General features: G+C 62.1%; 23 protein-coding genes. 1 reads left to right on the top strand and 22 read right to left on the bottom strand.

Going from position 1 to position 23,082, the window contains the following annotated elements:
- Positions 1–8: 8 nt before the first annotated feature.
- Positions 9–1,598 (bottom strand): transcription termination factor NusA, encoded by a 1,590-nt coding sequence (gene nusA / locus HNR59_RS07310; protein WP_183827986.1) that lies wholly within the window; start codon positions 1,596–1,598, stop codon positions 9–11.
- A gap of 38 nt (positions 1,599–1,636) precedes the next feature.
- Positions 1,637–2,305, bottom strand: a complete 669-nt coding sequence (gene rimP / locus HNR59_RS07305; RefSeq protein ID WP_183827983.1) for a ribosome maturation factor RimP — start codon at positions 2,303–2,305, stop codon at positions 1,637–1,639.
- 269 nt (positions 2,306–2,574) lie between these two features.
- On the opposite strand from rimP, the gene HNR59_RS07300 reads away from it, so the two are divergent.
- Positions 2,575–2,739 (top strand): hypothetical protein, encoded by a 165-nt coding sequence (locus tag HNR59_RS07300; protein WP_183827980.1) that lies wholly within the window; start codon positions 2,575–2,577, stop codon positions 2,737–2,739.
- A 94-nt stretch (positions 2,740–2,833) separates the two neighbouring features.
- Here the strand turns inward: HNR59_RS07300 and HNR59_RS07295 are convergent, their stop codons facing one another.
- From HNR59_RS07295 to HNR59_RS07200, 20 genes are all read right to left on the bottom strand, one after another.
- Positions 2,834–4,378, bottom strand: a complete 1,545-nt coding sequence (locus HNR59_RS07295) for a tripartite tricarboxylate transporter permease (protein WP_183827977.1) — start codon at positions 4,376–4,378, stop codon at positions 2,834–2,836.
- 12 nt (positions 4,379–4,390) lie between these two features.
- Positions 4,391–4,876 (bottom strand): tripartite tricarboxylate transporter TctB family protein, encoded by a 486-nt coding sequence (locus HNR59_RS07290; protein WP_183827974.1) that lies wholly within the window; start codon positions 4,874–4,876, stop codon positions 4,391–4,393.
- Positions 4,873–5,778 carry a Bug family tripartite tricarboxylate transporter substrate binding protein gene (locus tag HNR59_RS07285; protein ID WP_425488658.1) on the bottom strand — a complete coding sequence of 302 codons (906 nt, stop codon included), beginning with the start codon at positions 5,776–5,778 and terminating at the stop codon, positions 4,873–4,875. Before HNR59_RS07285 ends, HNR59_RS07290 begins: the two co-directional genes overlap by 4 nt.
- 201 nt (positions 5,779–5,979) lie before the next feature.
- Entirely contained in the window at positions 5,980–6,684 is a 705-nt protein-coding gene (gene trmB, locus HNR59_RS07280) for a tRNA (guanosine(46)-N7)-methyltransferase TrmB (protein ID WP_343060722.1), read from the bottom strand.
- Positions 6,685–6,711: 27 nt separating this feature from the next.
- On the bottom strand, positions 6,712–7,977 hold the full coding sequence (gene metK / locus HNR59_RS07275; RefSeq protein ID WP_183827970.1) for a methionine adenosyltransferase: 1,266 nt from the start codon (positions 7,975–7,977) through the stop codon (positions 6,712–6,714).
- 147 nt (positions 7,978–8,124) lie between these two features.
- Positions 8,125–8,547, bottom strand: coding sequence for a helix-turn-helix domain-containing protein (locus HNR59_RS07270; RefSeq protein WP_183827967.1), 423 nt, complete (start codon positions 8,545–8,547; stop codon positions 8,125–8,127).
- Positions 8,548–8,685: 138 nt separating this feature from the next.
- On the bottom strand, positions 8,686–10,278 hold the full coding sequence (gene lnt / locus HNR59_RS07265) for an apolipoprotein N-acyltransferase (RefSeq protein WP_183827964.1): 1,593 nt from the start codon (positions 10,276–10,278) through the stop codon (positions 8,686–8,688).
- A gap of 99 nt (positions 10,279–10,377) precedes the next feature.
- Entirely contained in the window at positions 10,378–11,454 is a 1,077-nt protein-coding gene (locus tag HNR59_RS07260; protein WP_183827961.1) for a hemolysin family protein, read from the bottom strand.
- A 30-nt stretch (positions 11,455–11,484) separates the two neighbouring features.
- Positions 11,485–11,988: an rRNA maturation RNase YbeY gene (gene ybeY / locus HNR59_RS07255; RefSeq protein WP_246374633.1), complete on the bottom strand. Its 504-nt coding sequence runs from the start codon at positions 11,986–11,988 to the stop codon at positions 11,485–11,487.
- Between the two features lie 15 nt (positions 11,989–12,003).
- Positions 12,004–12,996 (bottom strand): PhoH family protein, encoded by a 993-nt coding sequence (locus HNR59_RS07250; protein ID WP_183827955.1) that lies wholly within the window; start codon positions 12,994–12,996, stop codon positions 12,004–12,006.
- A gap of 134 nt (positions 12,997–13,130) precedes the next feature.
- Entirely contained in the window at positions 13,131–14,507 is a 1,377-nt protein-coding gene (miaB, locus tag HNR59_RS07245; protein ID WP_183827952.1) for a tRNA (N6-isopentenyl adenosine(37)-C2)-methylthiotransferase MiaB, read from the bottom strand.
- Positions 14,508–14,540: 33 nt separating this feature from the next.
- Positions 14,541–15,350, bottom strand: a complete 810-nt coding sequence (gene olsA, locus HNR59_RS07240; RefSeq protein ID WP_183827949.1) for a lyso-ornithine lipid O-acyltransferase — start codon at positions 15,348–15,350, stop codon at positions 14,541–14,543.
- A 16-nt stretch (positions 15,351–15,366) separates the two neighbouring features.
- Positions 15,367–15,864, bottom strand: a complete 498-nt coding sequence (locus HNR59_RS07235; RefSeq protein WP_183827946.1) for a GNAT family N-acetyltransferase — start codon at positions 15,862–15,864, stop codon at positions 15,367–15,369.
- A gap of 132 nt (positions 15,865–15,996) precedes the next feature.
- Positions 15,997–16,674 carry a tRNA (adenosine(37)-N6)-threonylcarbamoyltransferase complex dimerization subunit type 1 TsaB gene (gene tsaB, locus HNR59_RS07230; protein WP_183827944.1) on the bottom strand — a complete coding sequence of 226 codons (678 nt, stop codon included), beginning with the start codon at positions 16,672–16,674 and terminating at the stop codon, positions 15,997–15,999.
- A 149-nt stretch (positions 16,675–16,823) separates the two neighbouring features.
- A complete protein-coding gene (locus HNR59_RS07225; protein WP_183827941.1) occupies positions 16,824–18,989 on the bottom strand; it encodes a malate synthase G in 2,166 nt (721 codons plus the stop codon).
- Positions 18,990–19,137: 148 nt separating this feature from the next.
- A complete protein-coding gene (dtd, locus tag HNR59_RS07220; RefSeq protein WP_183827938.1) occupies positions 19,138–19,578 on the bottom strand; it encodes a D-aminoacyl-tRNA deacylase in 441 nt (146 codons plus the stop codon).
- A gap of 9 nt (positions 19,579–19,587) precedes the next feature.
- Positions 19,588–21,399 (bottom strand): translation elongation factor 4, encoded by a 1,812-nt coding sequence (gene lepA, locus HNR59_RS07215; protein WP_183827935.1) that lies wholly within the window; start codon positions 21,397–21,399, stop codon positions 19,588–19,590.
- A gap of 91 nt (positions 21,400–21,490) precedes the next feature.
- Positions 21,491–21,760 carry a PepSY domain-containing protein gene (locus tag HNR59_RS07210; protein WP_183827932.1) on the bottom strand — a complete coding sequence of 90 codons (270 nt, stop codon included), beginning with the start codon at positions 21,758–21,760 and terminating at the stop codon, positions 21,491–21,493.
- A gap of 335 nt (positions 21,761–22,095) precedes the next feature.
- Complete coding sequence (locus tag HNR59_RS07205) at positions 22,096–22,323, bottom strand: hypothetical protein (RefSeq protein ID WP_183827929.1); 228 nt, start codon at positions 22,321–22,323, stop codon at positions 22,096–22,098.
- 206 nt (positions 22,324–22,529) lie between these two features.
- A complete protein-coding gene (locus HNR59_RS07200) occupies positions 22,530–22,880 on the bottom strand; it encodes a DUF3088 family protein (RefSeq protein ID WP_183827926.1) in 351 nt (116 codons plus the stop codon).
- Positions 22,881–23,082: the final 202 nt, after the last annotated feature.

Genomic DNA, 23,082 nt, shown 5'->3' with positions numbered 1-23,082 from the left:
CCATCACGTCACGCGTCGGCGTCAGCTTCGGCCTCTTCGGCCTCAGCTTCGTCGGCGGTGATCCAGCCAGCCTTCAGGCGGGCGGCTACAATCATCTGTTCTGCATCCGCATGCGAAATGCCGTGGCTTGCCAGAACGCCGGGGAAAACCTTGGTTTCCCCATCCTTGCGCTCCTTCCAGCCGGCGAGATCGTCGGCCGCATATCCGGCGAAATCCTCTACGGTCTTCACGCCGTCCTCGCCAAGCGTCACCATCATCGCAGTGGTCACACCGGGGATTTCGCGCAGTTCGTCCTCGACGCCAAGCTCCCGGCGCTTCGCATCATGCTCAGCCTCGATGCGCTCCAGATATTCGCGGGCGCGGGTCTGGATTTCGACGGCGGTGTCGTCGTCGAAACCGTCGATGGACGAAATTTCGTCGGCATCGACATAGGCCACTTCCTCGACGCTGGTGAAGCCTTCCGAGGCGAGAACCTGGCCGACCATCTCGTCCACGTCGAGCGCATCCATGAACAGGTTGGAGCGTTCCACGAATTCCTTCTGGCGGCGCTCGCTCTCTTCCTGCTCGGTCAGGATGTCGATGTCCCAGCCGGTGAGCTGCGAGGCAAGGCGCACGTTCTGACCGCGACGGCCGATGGCCAGCGAAAGCTGATCGTCGGGAACCACCACCTCGATGCGCTCGGCATCCTCGTCGAGCACGACCTTGGCGACCTCAGCCGGCTGAAGGGCGTTGACGATGAAGGAAGCGGCCGAAGGCGACCACGGAATGATGTCGATCTTTTCGCCCTGAAGCTCGCCGACAACGGCCTGAACGCGCGAACCGCGCATGCCGACGCAGGCGCCGACGGGATCGATGGAGGAATCGCGGGAGATGACGGCGATCTTGGCGCGCGAACCCGGATCACGGGCAACCGACTTGATCTCGATGATGCCGTCGTAGATCTCCGGCACTTCCATGGTGAACAGCTTCGCCATGAACTGCGGATGGGTGCGCGACAGGAAGATCTGCGGACCGCGCTGCTCGCGGCGCACGTCGTAGACATAGGCGCGCACGCGGTCGCCATATTTGTAGATTTCGCGCGGAATCAGCTCGTCGCGGCGGATGATGCCTTCGCCACGGCCGAGATCGACGATGACGTTGCCATATTCTACACGCTTGACCGTACCGTTGACGATTTCGCCGATGCGATCCTTGTACTCGTCATACTGGCGGTCGCGCTCTGCCTCGCGCACCTTCTGGACGATGACCTGCTTTGCCGACTGGGCGGCGATGCGGCCGAAATCCATCGGCGGAAGCTGTTCTGCGATGAAATCGCCGAGCTGCGCGTCGGGATTGCGCTCACGCGCCGTGACCAGCGCGATCTGCGTGGCATAATCCTCTACGGTATCGACGACCTCCATCAGCCGCTGGAGCTTCATCTCGCCCGTCTGTGGATTTATGTCGGCGCGAATGTTGGTCTCCAGACCGTAGCGCGAGCGCGCCGCCTTCTGGATGGCGTCGGCCATGGCGTCGATGACGATCTGCTTGTCGATCGACTTCTCGCGCGCGACCGCATCGGCAATCTGCAGCAGTTCAAGCCTGTTTGCGCTTACAACCATGTCTATCTCCCTGAACCGGGCCGCTTCCTCGCGACGGTTCAATTCGCTTCGTGTTCGTTTCCGTCTTCGGCGTCGTCTTCATCAAACGCGTCGTCGGTTTCGTCCTGATTCTTCTTCGCTTCCTTGCGGGCGCGATTGTCCTTCGACAACGCATCGCGGATGAGGTCATCGGTCAGAATCAGGCGCGCTTCGGCAATCGTATCGAAAGGCACCTGCACCGAAGGCTCCTCGCCATAGGCGGGCACATCGCGCAGCACCAGAATGCCTTCGTCGTTCACCTCGGTGATCCGGCCCCTGAACCGCTTGCGCTCGGCAACGAGGGTCGAGGTCTCCATCTTCACCAGATGGCCGAGCCAGGTGGCGAAATCGCCCTTGCGGACCAGCGGCCGGTCGATACCCGGCGACGAAACCTCAAGATGATACGCCTTTTCGATGGGATCTTCCACATCGAGCGCCGGCGAGACGGCGCGGCTCAGCTCCTCGCAGTCCTCCACAGTCATGGTGCCGTCTTCACGCTCGGCCATGATCTGAAGGGTGAGGCCATTCTGGCCCGACAGTCGTACGCGCACCAGACGGAAGCCGATGCCACGCAGCACCGGCAGAATGATCGCCGCAATGCGCGCATCAATGCCGCTCTCACGGATGATGCGATCATCACCGTTGTCGCGGTCGGGGCGGTCGTCGCCGGAAACTTCGCTTGCCGTCATATGATTCCTGATCCGAAGGCCGGCAGGTAACAAAAAAGAGCGGGACCGGATGGACCCACTCTTCGTCATACCGACCAAGAATTTGCACGCTATATAACCGAATTCGGCATCGGGTTCAATAGCGGGCGCGAGCCACCACCGATTTGCACGAGATGTGCGGCAGACGCAGGCCACGCATGCGGTACAGGCCATGGAAGTACCCGGATTCACCTCCTATATGTATGCTGCATCGCACAACAAGATAATGCGATGCAGCAAAGGATGAAGAGATGAACCGTTACAAGCCGTTCAACCGGCTCGGCACCTTCCTCGGCGTGATGGGAAGCGCGGTTGCCGCAGCCAGCGCCGTCGAGCGCGGCGTTGCTCCGGAAGCGCGTCACCTGCGCAAGCTGGGCATCGACCCGAAGCAGTTCGGTCAGATCCGTCTCAACTGACGGCTGAACAGCAAGCCTGTTCGGGACGGGCCGTGCCGATACGATGAAGGGCGCCCGTGCGGACGCCCTTTTTGCTTTACAGCGCCTGCTTTGCTCAATCCTCGTCGGTCGCAAACTGGGCAAGCACCTTGCCCTTGCCTTTGGCACGAAGATAGAGCGGCAGCGCCACTGCGAGGATCGCCAGAACCCACAGCAATATGGCGATCCATGAGCGGAACAGGATCGCCGGATCGCCCTGGCTTATCTGCAAAGCCTGACGCAGGCTCTTTTCCGCCATCGGTCCCAGAATGAGGCCCACCACAACCGGCGCGATCGGGTATCCGAAGCGGCGCAGCCCGTAGCCAAGAATGCCGAACAGCATCAGAAGCAGAAGGCCAAAGGACACCGGCACCAGCCCGATGAAGAAGGTCGAGCCATCGGCACCGATGGTGCCGAGCGTGGCGAACACGAGAATTCCCGCATAGAGCCACGGCTTGGGGATGGAAAGCAGTTTCACCCACAGGCCGATCAGCGGCAGGTTGAGCACCAGCAGCATGAAGTTGGCCACCAGCAGGCTGGCGATCAGGCCCCACACTAGAGGGGCGTTTGTTGCGAACAGCAACGGACCGGGCTGCAGGCCGAATTGCTGGAAGCCGGCCAGCATGATGGCCGCCGTGGCTGTCGTTGGCAGGCCAAGCGTCAGAAGCGGCACAAGTGTGCCGGCAGCCGATGCGTTGTTGGCGGCCTCCGGACCGGCAACCCCCTCGATCGCCCCTTTGCCGAATTCTTCGGGGTGCCGGGCGAAATTCTTTTCAGCCGAGTAAGAAAGGAAGCTGGACACATCGGCGCCGCCCGCAGGCATGGCCCCGATCGGGAAGCCGATTGCGGTGCCGCGCAGCCATGGTATCCACGAGCGGCGCCAGTCCTCGCGGCTCATCCACACGGAGCCCTTGACCGTTTCCACCTTTTCTTCACCTGTGTTGCGCTGGGCAACGACCGTGAAGGTCTCGCCGATGGCGAACAGCGCGACCGCCAGCGTGGTGACGGAAATGCCGTCGAACAGGTTGGGCATGCCGAAAGTGAGCCGCGCCTGCCCGGTCAGCTGGTCGATGCCGATCAGGCCAAGCGCAAGACCGATGAACAGCGAGGTCAGGCCACGCAGGGTCGATTCGCCGAAAGCGGCCGAAACGGTCATGAAGGCCAGCAGCATCAGCGCGAAATATTCGGCAGGCCCGAAGGAAAGCGCAAACTTCACGACGGAAGGGGCGATGAAGGCAAGGCCCAGCGTGGCGAGAAGCCCGGCCACGAAAGAGCCGATGGCCGCCGTGGCAAGTGCTGGGCCCGCCCTGCCCGACTTGGCCATCTTGTTGCCTTCCAGCGCCGTGACGATCGAAGCGCTTTCGCCCGGCGTGTTGAGCAGGATCGAGGTGGTCGAACCGCCATACATGCCGCCATAATAGATGCCGGCGAACATGATGAGAGATCCGGCCGGGTCGAGCTTGTAGGTCACCGGAAGCAGCAGCGCCACGGTAAGCGCCGGTCCGATGCCAGGAAGGACACCGACCGCGGTTCCAAGCGTGACGCCGATCAGCGCATAGAGCAGATTGGCAGGATCCATGGCCACCATGAGGCCCTGACCCAGCAGGCTGAATGTATCCATGTCGCTCCCCGCTCAGAAAAGGCGTTCGAGAGGACCGGCCGGCAAGGTCAGTTGCAGCCCCTTGGCGAACATCAGCCACACCAGCAGCGCGAAAACCACGCCGACGGGAAAGGTGATCCACATCTGTCCCTTGCCGAAGGCGCGGGCGGTAGCGGCAAACAGAAAGCCGGTGGCGATCGAAAAGCCTATCGTCTTCATGGTCAGCATCTGCGCCACCAGACCGCCGAGAACCCAAAGCATGGGCGGGAAATTCTGCGGTTCGCGCTCCGGAAAATGCCCCCGCATCGCCTCTATGGCGGTGAACACCGAGAGGATGAAAAGGCCGCCCGCGATTATGTAGGGAAAGGTTTTGGGGCCGACCGGCGAGTAACTCGCAACTCCGCTCGACAGCGATGTGCTCCACGCGATCACTATCGCCACAGCGGCAAGGGCGGCGGCTATGCCCAGCGCCGCCTTGTCGGGGCGGCGCCGGAGGTTACGCGAACCCATGTCGCTCATTTGACGAGACCGATGTCTTTAAGAATGGCCGTGGTGTCGTCGGTGTCCTTTTTCAACTGCTCGACGAAGGCATCGCCGGCCAGATAGGTGTCGGCCCAGCCCTTGTCCTTCAGGGTCTTCTGCCAGCTCTCGGATTTGGCCATTTTCTCGATATCGGACTGGATAGCGGATTTCTGCTCATCGGTGATGCCGGGAGCTGCCGCCACCATGCGCCAGTTCTGGATCGACACGTCGACGCCGCCTTCCCTGAAGGTCGGCGCATCGATGCCCTCGACCCGCTCGTCGCTGGAAATGCCGATAATGCGCAGCGTTCCGGCTTCAATCTGGGAAGCGAACTCGCCATAGCCCGAAATGCCGACGGTGACCTGGTTTCCGAGAATGGCGGCAAGCGCCTCGCCACCACCGGCAAAAGCGATGTAGTTGACCTTGGTAGGATCGACACCCACAGCCTTTGCGATCAGGCCGGCCGTGATGTGATCGGTGCCGCCCGCCGAGCCGCCCGCCCACGAAACGCTGCCCGGATCGGCCTTCAGCTTCTCGGCCAGCCCGGCCATGTCCTTGATCTCGGATGCGGCGGGAACGACGATCGCCTCATATTCTCCCGTCAGCCGCGCGATCGGCGTCACCTGGTCGAGCGTGACCGGCGATCCGTTGGTCAGGATCGCGCCGACCATGACATAGCCGCCGACGATGAGCTGTGAGGGGTCGCCGGATGACTGGTTGACGAACTGGGCCAGGCCGATGGTGCCACCGGCACCCGGCACGTTCAGCACCTGGACGCTGCCGGAGATTTTCTCGTCCTGAAGTGCCGCCTGCATGGAGCGCGCTGTCTGGTCCCAGCCGCCACCGGGTGCGGCCGGAGCCATGATCTTGTAATCCTCGGCCATCGCCGGCATGGCCATGGCGCCGGCAATGATGGATGCCCACACGAACTGCTTCACTGGATTTCCTCCCTTGGAGCCTGCCTCATGGCAGGCTGTCATCTGCCGGCTCCCGTGCCGGCCGGCTCATCGCTGAGCCTCGACCGACAAGTTGGCATCAGATGCAGAAGGGCGCAAGCGCCCTCATCCTAAGGTCCAAGATGCAGGCGGACGGAAAGGATTTCAGGCGCGCAGAAAGGTCAGATAGGCGGGCGTTCGGCCCTCACGCAGGGCCTTCGCCTCATAGCGGGTGCCCGGCCAGCCCTCATAGGGCGTGTGCCACTCAGCCGCCTCGCTGGCCTTCCACTCAAAAGCAGAATGCGCGCGGCAATGCAGCAGCGTCCAGTTCACATAGGTATCGATGTCGGAAGCGAAGCGAAAACGTCCGCCCGGCTTCAGCACCCGCGCGAAGCGATCGAGATTGGCAGCATTGACGAAACGGCGCTTCCAGTGCCGCTTCTTCGGCCACGGATCGGGATAGAACAGATCGATCCCGTCGAGCGACGCCGCAGGCAGCCAGTCGAGCAGCAGCGTGGCGTCCTCGTTGAAAAGCCTGATATTGTCCAGCGGCTGGCGCTCCAGCGCCGCCGTCATCTTGGCCATGCCGTTGACGAAGGGCTCCACCCCGACGAAGCCGGCATCGGGGTGGGTCGCCGTCTCGTGCAGGAGATGCTCGCCGCCCCCGAAGCCGATTTCAAGCCGCACATGCTCAACCTGCGCGGTGAAAAGCTGGCGCAGGTCCTGAGGCGCGGGGCGGGACAAATCCAGCCCCATCGTTTCGAGCCCGGAGGCGAGGGCATCCGTCTGGCCGGAGCGCAGGGGCTTGCCCTTGCGCCGGCCGAAGAACGCCTCGCTTGTGCGGCTGGGTCTGGTCGCTTCGGCAGACACGGCTTCGACTATCCCCTTCAGGCCCTTTCAGGCGGAAACCGCGTCCCGGAGTGCCTTCACCAGATCGGTCTTTTCCCAGGAGAACGACCCGTCGCGGCCGGCCTTACGGCCGAAATGGCCATAGGCCGAGGTCCTGGCGTAGATCGGCTTGTTGAGGTCGAGATGACGACGGATGCCGCTCGGCGACAGGTCCATGACCTTGCGCAACGCCTCTTCCAGAACCGATTCCTCGACCTTCCCGGTACCGTGCAGGTCGACATAGACCGACAGCGGCTGGGCGACGCCGATGGCGTAGGAAAGCTGGATGGTGCAGCGCTCGGCAAGCTTGGCGGCAACGACGTTCTTGGCAAGGTAGCGCGCGGCATAAGCAGCCGAACGGTCGACCTTGGTAGTGTCCTTGCCCGAGAATGCGCCGCCGCCATGGGGCGCGGCGCCGCCATAGGTGTCCACGATGATCTTGCGGCCGGTAAGGCCGGCATCGCCGTCAGGCCCGCCGATGACGAACTTGCCGGTCGGGTTGATGTACCAGTTGCAGTCGGCGGCGATCTTCAGGTCGCCCAGCGCCTCGCGGATATAGGGTTCCACGACCTGACGAACCTTCTTCGAATCCCAGCTTTCGTCGAGATGCTGGGTCGAAAGAACGATCTGGGTGACCTCCGTAGCCTTGCCGTTCTCGTAGCGGACGGTCACCTGGCTCTTGGCGTCGGGACCAAGCTTGCCGACGTCGCCCTCGCCCTTGTGGCGGGCGGCAGCCAGCAGCTCAAGGATCTTGTGGCTGTAGTAGATCGGCGCCGGCATCAGGTCCGGCGTCTCGCGGCAGGCGTAACCGAACATGATGCCCTGATCGCCAGCACCTTCCTCGCCCTGACGGTCGGCGGCATTGTCGACGCCCTGACCGATATCCGGCGACTGGCCGTGCAGCAGCACGTCGATTTTCGCCGTCTTCCAGTGAAAGCCGTCCTGCTCGTAGCCGATCGCCCTGATCGCCTTGCGGGCGGCAGCGCGGATCTTCGAGGGGTTGATGACGGCGTGACCCGAAGCGTCCTCGAGGATCTTGCCGTCCTTGTCCTTCTTCAGCAGCGTTTCAGGCACGCGTACTTCACCTGCGATCACCACGCGGTTGGTGGTGGCCAGCGTCTCGCACGCCACGCGCACTTTCCAGGGGTCCATGCCGCTTTTCTTCGCCTCGCGATAAACGAGATCGACGATTTCATCGGAAATGCGGTCACAGACTTTGTCGGGATGGCCTTCGGACACGGATTCCGAAGTGAAGAGATAGTTCTGACGGCTCACGGGATGTCCCCTCTGGAAATGCCGAAGCTCCGTGCCCGGCGTTGCGTCGATATGGCGCGCAACGTGTTAGCGGGGTGGCGCGCGAGTCGTCAAGCTATGGGAATGCCCTCGGGGAAGGACTTTCTCTCAGGCTGCGAACGGCAGCACTTATTTGTCGGTATCGTCGGGAGAAAGAGCTTTGATCAGTTCAACAATCTTGCGACGTACCTTCGGATCCTCGATGCGGCTGAAGGCCCGGTTGAGTTGAATGCCTTCCGCACTGGAGAAGAAATCCATCACCAGCGTAGTGGAAGCTTCTTCGGCGAAACCCTCGCCCGCAGTCAGCTCATCAGTCGGCGCGTTCTCGAAAAAAAACGCCGGCGGCACTTCCATGATCGACGCGATCGCCTGCAGGCGGCTTGCGCCCACACGGTTGGTGCCTTTCTCATATTTCTGAATCTGCTGAAAGGTAATCCCCAGACTCTCGCCAAGCTTCTCCTGGCTCATGCCCAGCATGTTACGGCGCATTCGTATGCGGGCGCCTACATGCGCATCGATCGGGTTAGGCTTCTTTTTGCTCTGATCCGCCATTCGTTCCTCGCCGAATTCCTCCGGCATCTCGTTATTTAAACGCCTTACTTTTTCGGCCCGCACATGGCTCGAATGGGTCCGTGAACCTAACACAAAAAAGCGATCTCAATAGAATATGAAATTCTAATATATGACGAGTCAATTCGTTCGTAGGCTCTGCCTTACATTCACGACAAAGGCACCGATCACAAGAAGCATCACCAGAATTATGCCATTTATGCGACGCTGGCGCTCAGTTATGGTTTCCGCAAGGTAAATGGGAATGCGAGAATCGATTATTCCCTGAGTGCCGATCGCCAGCCCGTCGACGACGATGCCACTTTGTCCGACAACTCCGGAAATGCCTGTATTGGCGGCCCGCAACAGCGGCCGTCCGGTCTCGACGGCACGCAGCTGGGCTTGCCGGAAATGCTGATAAGGGCCCGGCGTGTTGCCGAACCACGCGTCGTTGGTGACATTGATCATGATATCCGCGGAAGCAGAATCGGCGGCCACCAGCCCGGGGAAAATCACCTCGTAGCAGATGAAGGGCGAGGCTTTGACGCCATCCGGCAGGGAAATATCCCTGCGCTGGTTGCCGGCATCAAAGTTCATCGGCCCGGCGACGAGCTGCTCGATGCCGATCGAAGCGAAGAGATCGGCGAAGGGGATGTACTCGCCGAACGGAACCAGATGCACCTTGTCGACCGCATCGACGATTTCGCCCTTGTCGTCGATCGCAACGACAGAATTGTAATAGCGGGTGCGGGTTCCCGGCCCCGACGCCGCTTCTTCGCGCACTATGCCAGCCACCAGCAACTGGCCCTCCTGCAAGACCTCGCCCAGCGTGGTCAGAGCGTCGGGGCGGTCGGTGAACAGGAAGGGCACGGCCGTCTCAGGCCAGATGATAAGCTGCGGCCGCGCCTGCCCTTGTGCCGGCGGCCGCGCCGACAATTCGATCAGCGACGCGAAGATGCGATCCCGGACTTCCTTGTCCCATTTTTCAGAAAGGTCGACATTCGGCTGGACGATGCGCACCTGAAGATATTCAGACGCTTCGGCAACCGGCTTGGTAAGCCGATAATAACCGAACCCCGCATGTGAGATCAGCAGAAGCACGAACAGCGCCGCCCCCAGGCGCCGGCCTGATTTGTCCACCAGAAGCGCTGGCAGCGCGAAGACGAATACGGCCAGCGCGTTGATGCCGTCCATGCCGATCACCGAAACGCTCTGCATCAGCATCGGCACCGGCATGGCAGAATAGCCGATGGCGTTCCACGGAAAGCCGGTAAAGAGAAAACCGCGCAGCCACTCGGCGATCGCAAAGCCTGCGGCAAGGGCGGCGATCCGGCCGATGCCGCTGCCCCACATCGCGCGGGCGATTGCCGCCGCCAGCCCGTAGAAGAAGGCGAGCAGCAGCGGAATGCCGATCATGGCGAAAGGAAGCGCCCAGGCAAAGCTCTCGGCCTCGACCAGCAGGGCCGTGCCGATCCACCACAGTCCGCCGAGGAAATAGCCGAAGCCGAACCACCAGCCCACCGCAAAGGCAGGTTTCAGGCGCCCGATGCGACTGACGGTGGCGTCGCCGGTGGTGCCGTCGAGCAGCCAGACCAGAATGGGAAAGGAAATGAAGCAGGCTGCCGGAAAGTCATAAGGGGCCTGCCCCAGAACGGCAAACATACCGGCGAGAAAGGCGACCAGCGCCCGCCGCCATCCCCAAAGCAGCACTATCCGGCCGGCAAGGCGTTGCATGAGACCTTCCGATCAACGCGAATCACAGATCAACCTAGCAGGCGCGAGTCCGCAGGCCAAACGCTACAGTTGTACAGAAACCCGCCGCAGTTCGCCCGATCAGGCCTGCTCAGCCCTAATTACGCGCTTGCGGCGTTCGCCCTTGGACAGCTGCACGATCCGCACGCGCTTGATGCGGCGCGGATCGGCGTCCAGCACATGGAACTCGAAGCCGGGAACGGCCTGAACGACCTCGCCACGCGCCGGCACACGGCCAAGCGTGTTGAAGATCATGCCGCCGATCGTATCGACGGATTCGCCATGCTCGCCGGGCGCGAAGTCCTCGCCGATCATGGCCTGCACGTCCTCGATCTCGGCCTTGCCGTCGACAATGAACACGCCGTCGCCCGCCTTGGTGATCAGCGCTTCCTCGTCGTCGTGCTCGTCCTCGATGTCGCCGACAACCATCTCGACGATGTCCTCCAGCGAGGCCAGACCGTCGGTGCCGCCATATTCGTCGATGACCAGAGCCATCTGGATGCGCGCTGCCTGCATGCGGCCCATCAGGTCGGAAGCCAGCATGGACGGTGGCACGAACAGCACCGGGCGCATGAGGTTGAGTTCGCCGATGGTGCGGGAAAGATCGACCTGTGAGAGGTCGAGCTGAGCACCGGTCGGGGTGGTCTTGCGAGTCGTGCGGCGCTTCTTGCCTCGGGCAAGGCGCGTGATGTGGCCGAGCAGATCGCGGATGTGGACCATGCCGCGCGGATCGTCCAGCGTCTCGCAATAGACCGGCATGCGCGAGTGGCCGGACTGCTCGAACACGGTCATCAGATCCGCCAGCGTGGTGCCAAGCTCGACCGCCTCGATATCGGCGCGCGGCACCATGACGTCCTCGACGCGAACCTCGCGCAGCCGCAATATGTTGTTGAGCATCGCCCTTTCGCCGGGCGAAAACGCCTCGCCATCGACACCGGTCTCGGCAAGGGCGTCGACGATCTCTTCGCGCAGGTTCGTGCCGTTGCGCGGCCTGAACAGGGCCTTGAACTTCTGGACAAGCCCGGGTCCGGCAGGCGTGGCCTCATGCGGCTGGCTGCCGGTTACGGTACTCGGACTGGGGTCCTCGTCCGGATTCTCGGGCAGGTCCCGAGCGCTGCCTGCATCATTTTGCCGGGCAGTATTTGGCGTGTCGTTCATCGTCGTCCGGTCAGTTTCTCAAAAACGTAATTACGCATAGGGATCGGGAATGGCAAGCCTTGCCAGAACCCGTCGCTCCAGAGCTTCCATTTCCTCGGCCTCTTCATCACTCTCGTGATCGTATCCGAGAAGATGCAGCAATCCGTGCACCAGAAGATGACAGATATGGTTCTCAAGCGGCTTGTTTTCCAGCTCCGCTTCGCGAAGAACCGTCTCGGCCGCCATCACGATATCACCAAGCATCGGCGGCTGGACATCTTCTTCCGGCTCAAATGCGGGGAATGACAGCACGTTCGTCGGCTTGTCCTTACCCCGCCACTGGGCATTGAGTTCCTGAATGCGGGCATCATCACAGAAGACGACGCTGAGTTCGCTCTGCCCCGTCCATCCCGGCTGCAATTCGTCGACAACAGCGCCGACGGAACGTTCCACGAGCCCCAGAAGCTCGCTCTCAGGCGGCCAGTCGCCTGCCTCCAGCAAAAGGTCTATATCCACGGGAAGCGGCGCGGACGCCGCCGGATTGCGATCTTTCATGGGCATCGCAGCGCGTCAGCCTTCCACGCCGAGACCGCGCGAAACCTTGCCGTCGCGGTCATAGGCCCTGACGATTTCGGCCACCAGCGGATGGCGAACCACGTCGACATCGTTGAAGCGCACGGTGACGACACCCGAAACGCCATCCAGCACGCGCAGCGCCTCCACAAGGCCCGATTTCGTATTGGGCGGCAGGTCGATCTGCGTCGGATCGCCGGTGACGATCATGCGCGAATTCTCGCCGAGACGCGTCAGGAACATCTTCATCTGCATGGAGGTGGTGTTCTGCGCCTCATCAAGGATGACAGCGGCATGCGAGAGCGTGCGCCCGCGCATGAAGGCGAGCGGCGCGATCTCGATGACGCCCGCACCAATCGCCCGCTCCACCTTGTCGCCCGGCATCATGTCGTAGAGCGCATCGTAGAGGGGCCGCAGATAGGGATCGACCTTCTCCTTCATGTCGCCCGGCAGGAAGCCGAGACGCTCGCCCGCTTCCACCGCAGGCCGCGACAGGATGATGCGCTCGACCATGCCGCGCTCGAGCAGCATGGCGGCATGCGCCACCGCCAGATAGGTCTTGCCCGTGCCGGCAGGGCCGACGCCGAAGACCAGCTCCGACCGCTCCAGCGCCCGCATATAGGCGTCCTGATTGAGTGAGCGGGCATAAATGGTTTTCTTGCGGGTGGAAATCTGCGCGGCCGACATCTTGCCCTTGCGCTCCATGGTGGGCAGCACCAGCTGGTCGTCGGCCGCCACGGCCATGCGCACGGCGCCATCGACATCCGACTGGCCGATGTCGGCGCCCTTCTGGAGAATCTCGTAGAGACTGTCGAGCGCGCGGCGCGCCTGCTCGGCCGCCACCGCTGAACCACGGATCGTCAGCTGGTTGCCGCGGGAGCGGATATCGACGCCGAGCTTCTGCTCCAGCCGCGCCAGATTCTCGTCAAACTGGCCATACAGGGCGCCGGCCAGCTTGTTGTTGTCGAAGGTGAGTACGATGTGGGCCATATCTGAAGCCCCTGACGGGGCGCTGGAAGATGGGCCGTTACCGGACGTGGCATCGGGGCTCGTATTCGTCAGGTCGGTTGCGCTCAACCGTCTCTCCAGATCTGCCGGGGCCGGATCATACGGGTCATCCGCGATCAGACCGGGTCGGCGAACAGGCTGTTGAAGCCAGTCTTCGTGATTCGCACGTCAATAATGTCACCGATTTCGGCGACCTTTTCATCAACAATAACGGGCTGCAGCCACGGAGAGCGACCCACCTTCTGTCCCGGCTGGCGGCCAGGTTTCTCGATCAGCGTCGACATGGTGCGGCCAATCATCGAAGTGGTGAACGCCTGCTGCTGTTCATTGAGCAGCGCCTGAAGCCGCCGCAAGCGCTCGTCCTTGACCGGCTCGTCGACATGGCCTCCCATCTCCGCACCCGGCGTGCCGGGGCGCGGCGAATATTTGAACGAGAAGGCCGAGGCATAGGAAACCTCGCGCACCATCTTCAGCGTGTCCTCGAAATCGGCTTCCGTCTCGCCAGGGAACCCGACGATGAAATCGCCCGACATGGCTATGTCGGAACGTGCCGAACGAATGCGCTCGATCAGGCGCAGATAGTCGGCACCAGTGTGGCGGCGGTTCATCGCCTTGAGGATGCGGTCCGAACCCGATTGCACCGGCAGGTGCAGATAGGGCATCAGCGCGCCGAGATCGCGGTGGGCGGCGATCAGGTCGTCGTCCATGTCGCGCGGATGGCTGGTGGTGTAGCGCAGGCGCGCAAGGCCCGGAATTTCCGCCAGCCGGAACAGCAGGCGGCCAAGGCCCCATTCGGAACCATCCGGCCCTTCGCCATGCCAGGCGTTGACGTTCTGGCCCAGCAGCGTCACCTCGCGAACGCCGGCATCGGCCAGCCGCTCGGCTTCCGCCACGATCTGGGAAACCGGGCGCGAGACTTCCGAGCCGCGCGTGTAGGGCACCACGCAGAAGGTGCAGAACTTGTCGCAGCCTTCCTGCACGGTGAGGAAGGCGGTGACGCCACGTTTCGCCACCGCCGCGCGTTGCAGCTTCGGCAGATGCGCGAACTTGTCCTCGATGGCGTATTCCGTCTCAACGACCTTCTCGCCGTTGCGGACCTTTGCCAGCACATCCGGCAGGCGATGATAGGTCTGCGGGCCGACGACCAGATCGACGGCCGGCGAGCGGCGTAAAATTTCGCTGCCTTCGGCCTGCGCCACGCAGCCGGTGACGCCGATGACCAGTTCGCCGCCATTGATCTCGCGCTCGGCCTTCATTTCACGAATGCGGCCGAGTTCGGAATAGACCTTTTCCGCTGCCTTCTCGCGAATATGGCAGGTGTTGAGCAGCACCAGATCGGCGTCTTCGATCACTTCGGTCGCCACATAGCCATCGGCGGCCAGCGCATCGGTCATGCGCTGCGAATCGTAGACATTCATCTGGCAGCCATAGGTCTTGACGAAGACCTTCTTCGGCGTGCCCTTTTCGGTCGGGAGCGTTGTCGTCTGTTCCATCGGCGGGCTTCTACCAGCAAAACCCAGCTGAATCTATGGCTTTGGGCGCGACCCTTCCGGCTCGCGCAGGGCCGCGGCAAACTGCGCGCGCACCCTCTCCTCCACGATGCGCGCCGCCTGCTTGCGGTTGTCGCCGGCGGCGAAGATCACCGGCTCGCCAAAACGCACTTCCACATCCATCGCGCCGCTGGCTATGAGGTCGCGGGCATGCGAGGCGAGATCCTGATCGCCGATCCAGCTTGCCAGAGGCCGGAAGCGGCGGCCGAGCGGCATGCCGTGCAGGCGCGTGTAGGCAATGGCCACCGGCTGGATGGCGACTTCCTTTGCTGCACCTTCGGCGACCGCCATGGTGGCGGCGCCAAACAACGTGCTCTTGAAGGGCAGCATCATGTTGCCGTCGCTGGTGGTGCCTTCGGCGAACAGCACCATGGCCTCGCCATTGACCAGCCGAAGCGCGATCTCGCCGGCCTGATCGCCGGACTTGCGCCGCCGTTCGCGCTCGATATAGACGGTGCGCTGCAGGCTCGACAGAAAGCCGACCAGCGGCCATGTCTGCATATCGGCCTTGGCGATGAAGCGAACATCCGTAATCGCACCCAGAACCGGAATGTCCGTCCATGAAATATGATTGGCGACGATGAGCAGCGGGCGCTGCGCTGCCGGCTGGCCGGTCACATGCACACGTATTCCCAGTCCGCGCAGGACGACGCGGTGCCATAGCCTCAGGATGACGGTTTCCCGCCACAGCCCCGTCTTCATGGCAACCAGTTGCAAAGGCACCAAAACCAGCGTCGCCATGCCGACGAAGATCAGCGCGAGCACGATCCTGATCCTTGCGATCATGTGAACGGCACCCGCTTCATCGGCGCAGATCGCGGCGCATGACGAGCGCGCTGGTCGGTGCCTGAACGGGCGTCTGGTAATAGTTTGGCCGCTTGCCGACTTCCAGAAAGCCGAGGCGGCGATAGAGCCCGACGGCGGCAGGATTGGTCTCGTCCACCTCGAGGAACAGCGCTTCGGCGCGGCGGGCGTGAAGCTCGCGCAGCACCGCATCCATGAGCTGCCAGCCGAGGCCGTAGCGGCGGTGCGCGCGCGCCACCACGATGGTCAGGATCTCGGCCTCGCCTGCGGCAAGCCGGGCCAGCACGAAGCCGACCGGATCGCCCCTGCCCCGCCCCACGGCGCGTGCGGCAAACCCGAACACGGTGTCCTGTCCCAGAAGCGAAATAAATTCCTCATCCGTCCATGGGCGGCTGAAACCTTCGCGGTGAAGAGCGGCGGCAGCTCCGCTTTCTTCCGGCGACAGGGGCTGCAACGCATATTCCCGGCGCAGCGATGACAGAAAGGGTATGCGCATGCGAAGTCTCTCCTCCCGGCCCCCCAGAGCATTTCTGCTTTTCCCTGAATCGCAGAAACGCTCCAACCTTTTGTTTTGACGCAATTCCGAACGCAAAACCGCTACGCACTTTTGCTGGAATTGCTTTCGCCGTCATGAACCGCTGCGCGGCAGCACGAAGCCGGCCTGTGGCCTGGCATCGGCGTCACGCAGATAAAGCGGGCGCGGCTTTTCACCCGCCCCCTTGTTCGCGGCAAGCCGCGCGTAAACAGCGATGTCGGCGGTGCGCTCCGGCACCGCGCTGTCGAAGACCTGATCCGCCGTATCGGAGAGTTGTGCCGCTGCGGCTCCGGCCAGAACGGCGTTGACCTGTCCGCCAAGACGCGCAGCCGCCTCCGCCGACATCACCGCCGGGCCAGACAGGGGCTGCAACTGCGCATCGTAAAGGGCTGCATGAATTTCGCCGCGGCCGCCATCAAGGGCAGCAAGCACCGCCCGCCCGGGAAACTGCTGCGCGGCTTCCGCCGCCAGCGCCTCAAGCGTGGTCACGCCGATTGCAGGAATGCCGAGGGCCAGCGCCAGACCGCGCGCGGTCGACACGCCGACGCGTATGCCGGTGAAGGAGCCGGGGCCTATGGACACGGCAACAGCATCGAGATCAGCAAAAGTCCGGCCGGCCCGATCGAGCGCGGCATCGATGACGGCCATCAGGTGTTCGGCATGGCCTTTGCCCAGATCACGAACCTCGCGTCCCAGTTCCCTATCCGAACCGGTATCGCAGACGCAGGAGGCGCAGAGGCCGGCGGAGCAGTCGATGGCAAGAACGATCATGATGTGCAGGGGCTAGCGCATTTCCGCTTTTCTCCGAAGCGTGGAATTGCGCCAACCCTTTGTTTTGACGCAATTCCCGACGCAAAAAGCGCTTCGCACTTTTACTGCAATTGCTCTAGCGCAAGACGAGCCCCGCCACAAGCCGTGGCTCAGGCGTCATTCCCCAGCTTCGCCTTCAGTTCGAGACGACGCTTGTGCAGCAGGGGCTCCGTGTAACCGCTCGGCTGCTCGCGACCCCTGAAGACCAGATCGCACGCCGCCTTGAAGGCGATGGAGGCTTCGAAGTCCGGCGCCATCGGGAGATAGAGCGGATCGCCTTCGTTCTGGCGATCGACGATCGCCGCCATGCGCTTCAGCGTCTCCATCACCTGTTCCTCGCTGCACACGCCATGATGCAGCCAGTTGGCGATGTGCTGCGAGGAAATGCGCAGCGTCGCGCGGTCTTCCATCAGGCCGACATCGTTGATGTCCGGCACCTTGGAGCAGCCGACGCCCTGGTCGATCCAGCGCACCACGTAGCCGAGGATGCCCTGCGCGTTGTTGTCCAGTTCGAGCTGAATGTCTTCCGGGGTCCAGTTCGGACGCACGGCAACCGGAACCGTCAGCAGGTCGTCCAGCTTCGCCTTCGGACGGCTGCGGATCGTGTCCTGCACGGCATGAACGTCGATCTGATGATAATGGGTGGCGTGCAGCGTGGCGGCGGTCGGCGACGGCACCCATGCGGTGTTGGCGCCTGCCTTGGGATGAGCGATCTTCTGCTCCAGCATCGCAGCCATCATGTCCGGCATCGCCCACATGCCCTTGCCGATCTGGGCGTGGCCGGACAGGCCGCACTGCAGGCCGGTGTCGACGTTCCATGCCTCATAGGCACCGATCCACGCCGCCTGCTTCATGTCGCCCTTGCGGATCATCGGGCCGGCTTCCATGGAGGTGTGGATCTCGTCACCGGTACGGTCGAGGAAGCCGGTGTTGATGAAGGCCACGCGCGCCGAGGCGGCGCGGATGCACTCCCTGAGATTCACGGTGGTGCGCCGTTCCTCGTCCATGATGCCCATCTTGATGGTGTTGCGGGCCATGCCCACGAGGTCCTCGACGCGGTCGAAGATCTCGACAGCGAAGGCCACCTCTTCCGGCCCGTGCATCTTGGGCTTGACCACATACATGGAGCCGGTGCGGCTGTTGGCGCGGCGGCCCTTCGGGCCGACATCATTGAGCGCGATCAGGGCGGTGATCGCCGCGTCCATGATGCCTTCCGGAATTTCCGAGCCGTCGCGCAGCAGGATCGCCGGGTTGGTCATCAGGTGGCCGACATTGCGAACCAGCATCAGCGAACGGCCGGGCAGCACCAGTTCGCCGCCACCGGGCGCGGTGTAGTTGCGGTCGCCATTCAGACGGCGGGTGAAGGTGCGGCCATCCTTGACGATTTCCTCGGCGAGGTTGCCGTTCATCAGGCCGAGCCAGTTGCGATAGACGACGACCTTGTCCTCGGCGTCGACAGCGGCGACCGAATCCTCGCAGTCCTGAATGGTGGTGAGTGCGGCTTCGATCACCAGATCGGAAATGCCAGCCTTGTCGTCCTTGCCGATCACGCTGTCGCGGTCGATGACGATTTCGACATGGAGCCCGTTCCTGCGGAGCAGAACCGCCGAAGGCGCAGACGCCTCGCCGCGATAGCCGGCGAACTGGGCCGGATCGGCAAGGGCGGTCTCGCCGACCACCAGCTGGCCGTCCTTCACAGAGAGGGCGCCAGCATCAGCCCACGAGGCGGTCTTCAGCGGCGCGCTTCCGTCGAGGAAGTCGCGCGCCCATGCGATGACCTTCGCACCACGCTTCGGATTGTAGCCCTTGCCCTTTTCCGCACCATCGGCGTCGGAAATCGCATCGGTGCCGTAAAGCGCATCATAGAGCGAGCCCCAGCGCGCATTGGCGGCGTTGAGCGCATAGCGCGCGTTCATGACCGGAACGACGAGCTGCGGGCCGGCCACCTCGGCGATCTCGGGATCGACATTGGCGGTGGTGACTTCGAAATCCGGGCCTTCCGGCACCAGATAGCCAATCTCGCTCAGATAGGCCTTGTAGGCCTCCAGATCGTTCGGCGCGCCGTTTTCACGGTACCACTGGTCGAGCTTTGCCTGAAGGTCTTCGCGCTTCTGCAGCAGCTGGCGGTTCTTGGGGGCCAGATCGTGAGCGATCTCCGATACGCCGGTCCAGAATTTCTCAGCATCGATCCCGCTGCCAGCCAGTGCTTCGTCAGCTACGAAGTCGTGCAGTACGCGCGCAATGCGCAGCCCGGCGATCTCGATGCGATCCGACATTCCCAAACCTCCACATAAGGGCCCGTTGCGGCAGTGCAACATAATCGGGCCCGGCTTTGACACGAAAGGGCGCGAAGGGTCAATGACGGGGTTGGCTCAGAAGGGCGATTGATTTGGCTCAGATGCCGGTTTTGCGGGAAAATCGCCGTCAGCGCTCGCTGTCCAGCCAGATCGTCACCGGGCCGTCATTGACCAGCGTGACCTTCATGTCCGCGCCGAAAACGCCATTGGCGACAGGCACGCCATGTGCCGCAACGGCAGCAGAAAAATGCTCGTATAGCCGTTTGCCGTCGTTGGGCGCGGCAGCGGTTGAGAAGCCCGGCCGGTTGCCTCTGGTCTCGGCCGCCAGCGTAAACTGGCTGACGATGAGCGCACTGCCGCCCACATCCAGAAGCGAGCGGTTCATGCGGTCCTGTTCGTCACGGAAGATGCGCAGATTGACGACCTTTCGCGCCAGCCATTCAGACTGGGCCTCGGTATCACCCTGCATGGCGCAGACCAGCACCAGAAGGCCGGCGCCGATTTCACCGACATTTTCGCCATCCACCGTGACGCTGGCCTCACTGACCCGCTGGACAAGTGCGCGCACGACGAGGCGTCAGTCGCCCATCTTGAGCGCCTGGATGAAGGCTTCCTGCGGAATGTCGACCTTGCCGAACTGCCGCATGCGCTTCTTGCCTTCCTTCTGCTTTTCCAGAAGCTTGCGCTTGCGGGTGGCGTCGCCACCATAGCACTTGGCGGTCACGTCCTTGCGCAGGGCCGAGATCGTCTCTCGCGCCACGATCCTGCCGCCTATGGCCGCCTGAATCGGGATCTTGAACATGTGCTGCGGGATCAGTTCCTTGAGCTTCTCGCACATCACGCGGCCGCGCTTTTCCGCCGCCGAACGGTGAACGAGCATGGACAGCGCATCGACCGGCTCGTCGTTGACGAGGATCGACATCTTGACCAGATCGCCCTCGCGATAGTCCGTCAGATGGTAGTCGAACGAGGCATAGCCCTTGGAAATCGACTTCAGGCGATCGTAGAAATCGAACACCACTTCGTTGAGCGGCAATTCGTAGACCAGCATGGCGCGCTTGCCGACATAGGAGAGATCGGCCTGAACGCCGCGGCGGTCCTGACAGAGCTTGAGGATCGAACCGAGATAGTCGTCCGGCGTAAGGATGGTGGCGCGGATCCACGGTTCCTCGATATGGGCGATCTTCACCACGTCCGGCATGTCGGCCGGGTTGTGAAGCTCCTTCACCTCGCCATTGTTCATAACCATGCGGTAGACGACGCTTGGCGCGGTGGCGATCAGGTCGAGGTCGAACTCGCGTTCCAGCCGCTCCTGAATGATCTCCAGATGAAGCAGGCCGAGGAAGCCGCAGCGGAAGCCGAAGCCCAGCGCGGCGGATGTCTCCATTTCATAGGAGAAGGACGCATCGTTGAGGCGCAGCTTGCCGACGGCGGAGCGCAGATCCTCGAAATCGTCGGCATCGACCGGGAACAGGCCGCAGAACACCACCGGCTGCGCCGGCTTGAAGCCCGGCAGCGGTTTCGTCGTCGGGCGACGATCCTCGGTGATGGTGTCACCGACGCGGGTGTCGGCCACTTCCTTGATGGAGGCGGTGATGAAACCGAATTCACCCGGGCCGATCTCGTCGACATTCAGCATTTTCGGCGTGAACACGCCGGTGCGTTCAACCGGATATTTCGCGCCGGTGCCCATCATGCGGATGGTCTGGCCCTTTTTCAGCACGCCATCGATGACGCGCACCAGAACGATGACGCCCAGATAGGAATCGTACCATGAATCGACCAGCATCGCCTTGAGAGGGGCGGTGCGGTCGCCTTCCCGCGGCGGCGGCAGCTTGTTGACGATGGCTTCCAGAACGTCCTCGATGCCGATGCCGGTCTTGGCCGAGATCATCACCGCCTCGGAAGCGTCGAGACCGATCACGTCCTCGACCTGTTCCTTGATGCGCTCAGGCTCGGCGGCCGGCAGATCGATCTTGTTCAGCACCACGACGATCTCGTGGTTGTTGTCGATGGCCTGATAGACGTTTGCGAGCGTCTGGGCTTCGACGCCCTGCGAAGCATCCACCACCAGCAGCGAGCCTTCGCAGGCCGAAAGGCTGCGCGAAACCTCATAGGCAAAGTCGACGTGGCCGGGCGTGTCGATCAGGTTGAGGACATAATCCTCACCATTCTTCGCACGATAATTCAGGCGCACCGTCTGCGCCTTGATGGTGATGCCGCGCTCCTTCTCGATATCCATGTTATCGAGAACCTGCTGCTGGCCAGCCATCTCACGCGCGTCCATGCCGCCCGTCAATTGGATGAGGCGGTCGGCGAGCGTGGACTTGCCATGGTCGATATGGGCGACGATGGAGAAGTTGCGGATGTGATCGAGGGGTGTGGTCATAGTCGCGGCCTTTATCAGGCGGACCATCCCTCGGCAAGCAGGAGCGCACAGCTCCTGCCCGCATCATGCCGGGATCAGGCGATATCCGCCTTTATTTCGGTTCGCCGGTAACCGGATCGAAGCGGATTTCGACCTTGGCCTTGTCGGTCGTGTAATAGGTCACCTCATAGAGCCCGCGATCCCACTCGATCTCATCGATGTATCGAAAGCCGTCGCGCTGCTCGACCTTGGAGATGATCTCCGAAAGCTTCAGCGCATTCTGCGGCGGGGCCCTGTCGTTGTCCTGCGCATGGGCGGGGGCGAAGCCTGCTCCGGCCACAAATGCAGCTGCAAGCAGGGTCGGGACGATCTTTCGTGTCATTCGCTCGGACTCCGTTCCGTTTCCGATTATGCCATCATCTAGGTGTGCAGGCAGGCAGGAAAAACAATGGCCAGCCGACAATTCCGGTCTTTTTTCGGAAAATGGGGAAAGTCTCAAATCTGCTCTGTCTGCGTGTGGATAGTAACTGTCGCAAAATATAATCGCATACGGCCAGACTTTCGCACCTGATATTTGCGGCAGAAATTCTCCTCAAAAATCAGCGCCGGCGATTTTCGTCGCGAAACTTACCGAGACTGTTTGAAAACGCCAATCAGGCTTCACCCGAAGATTCTGACGGTCGGCAAGATGGACAGGACAGCAATTTGCCGCCCGCCTCAGACGATCAGCTGCAAGTCGGCGGCGTTGACGTGGAAGAAGTGGGTTTCGTGCGCCAACGACAGCTCGACTTCGGCGGAACCATCGGTTCTCAACGCCACCACCCGGAACGGCTGACGCATTATGCCCTCACGGATCACCTTGATTTCCTCTGCCGGCAGACCGGTTAAGAGCGGTTCAAGATCACCAGAAAACCGCACTGGATCGCCGTTTTTTATCTGCAACACGCTATCTCCTGTCGCAAAAACCCCAAAGATTACCCCGAAACTCTTTCAGCGATTTCTGGTGCCGATCGTAGCTGATAGATTGCTGGCATGGCGCATCTTTCAGGCACCGATCATTCCCAACTGCTGCTTCTGCCTCAGATGGTTGACGACTATGTAGGGCCGGACACTCCGGTTCGCTCCACAGTCTCTACTGGTTTTGCGACAACTCAGCCCGCAAACAGCTCAGGGAACCCATGCCGGTCAGTCAGGGCCGCGAGAATCTTGTCTTTGTCGGAGATGAAGGCCCGCCCCTCAAAAATACCGGTCTGATGCGGTGATGTTTCGCCTTCGGCCAATATCAGCAAGGGAAGAGACTGGTTTTCTTCACCTATGAGGGCGACGACCTCCTGCCTTGGCCGGGGCCACGCGACGCGATCAACATGAAGCCTTTTCGCCAGATCAGGGAAAGACGCTAACAAGCCATCCAAAAGTGCGCAGTGCCAGCAGAAGAAGCGCCTCGCGGGGTATGCCGGAACTTCAAAGCCCTGTCGAAGTAGGATCAATCTATCCTGTTTCACAGCGGTAGTTCCTTTCCTTGAATCTGTGGCGAAAATCCCGGCACCTGCGACAGCTTCGATGCTGGCTTTTCGCAGCGTACATAGAGCAGGCTTTGCGAACCCTCTGCAACCGGCAAAAACCAAAATTCAAGCTGAGATCCTGTCGGGAAATGTCAGCAGGCGCATTGACTTTGCCGGCGGCGCACCGACATTCGGGCGGCCA

The organism is Aquamicrobium lusatiense (assembly GCF_014201615.1).
GTDB lineage: Bacteria > Pseudomonadota > Alphaproteobacteria > Rhizobiales > Rhizobiaceae > Mesorhizobium > Mesorhizobium lusatiense.
The sequence above is the reverse complement of the archived record's forward strand: the minus strand, read 5'-3'. Positions and strand labels throughout refer to the sequence as shown.

Coding starts and splice junctions, on each gene's coding strand:
- HNR59_RS07295 (WP_183827977.1), bottom strand. CDS start 4,378: ATGGATACATTCAGCCTGCTGGGTCAGGGCCTCATGGTGGCCATGGAT.
- HNR59_RS07260 (WP_183827961.1), bottom strand. CDS start 11,454: ATGAACGACACGCCAAATACTGCCCGGCAAAATGATGCAGGCAGCGCT.
- HNR59_RS07235 (WP_183827946.1), bottom strand. CDS start 15,864: ATGCGCATACCCTTTCTGTCATCGCTGCGCCGGGAATATGCGTTGCAG.
- HNR59_RS07300 (WP_183827980.1), top strand. CDS start 2,575: ATGAACCGTTACAAGCCGTTCAACCGGCTCGGCACCTTCCTCGGCGTG.
- lnt (WP_183827964.1), bottom strand. CDS start 10,278: ATGCAACGCCTTGCCGGCCGGATAGTGCTGCTTTGGGGATGGCGGCGG.
- lepA (WP_183827935.1), bottom strand. CDS start 21,399: ATGACCACACCCCTCGATCACATCCGCAACTTCTCCATCGTCGCCCAT.
- HNR59_RS07270 (WP_183827967.1), bottom strand. CDS start 8,547: ATGGCGGATCAGAGCAAAAAGAAGCCTAACCCGATCGATGCGCATGTA.
- HNR59_RS07210 (WP_183827932.1), bottom strand. CDS start 21,760: ATGACACGAAAGATCGTCCCGACCCTGCTTGCAGCTGCATTTGTGGCC.
- HNR59_RS07225 (WP_183827941.1), bottom strand. CDS start 18,989: ATGTCGGATCGCATCGAGATCGCCGGGCTGCGCATTGCGCGCGTACTG.
- rimP (WP_183827983.1), bottom strand. CDS start 2,305: ATGACGGCAAGCGAAGTTTCCGGCGACGACCGCCCCGACCGCGACAAC.
- tsaB (WP_183827944.1), bottom strand. CDS start 16,674: ATGATCGTTCTTGCCATCGACTGCTCCGCCGGCCTCTGCGCCTCCTGC.
- HNR59_RS07285 (WP_425488658.1), bottom strand. CDS start 5,778: ATGGCCATGCCGGCGATGGCCGAGGATTACAAGATCATGGCTCCGGCC.
- HNR59_RS07250 (WP_183827955.1), bottom strand. CDS start 12,996: ATGGCCCACATCGTACTCACCTTCGACAACAACAAGCTGGCCGGCGCC.
- HNR59_RS07290 (WP_183827974.1), bottom strand. CDS start 4,876: ATGAGCGACATGGGTTCGCGTAACCTCCGGCGCCGCCCCGACAAGGCG.
- nusA (WP_183827986.1), bottom strand. CDS start 1,598: ATGGTTGTAAGCGCAAACAGGCTTGAACTGCTGCAGATTGCCGATGCG.
- olsA (WP_183827949.1), bottom strand. CDS start 15,350: ATGATCGCAAGGATCAGGATCGTGCTCGCGCTGATCTTCGTCGGCATG.
- ybeY (WP_246374633.1), bottom strand. CDS start 11,988: ATGAAAGATCGCAATCCGGCGGCGTCCGCGCCGCTTCCCGTGGATATA.
- miaB (WP_183827952.1), bottom strand. CDS start 14,507: ATGGAACAGACGACAACGCTCCCGACCGAAAAGGGCACGCCGAAGAAG.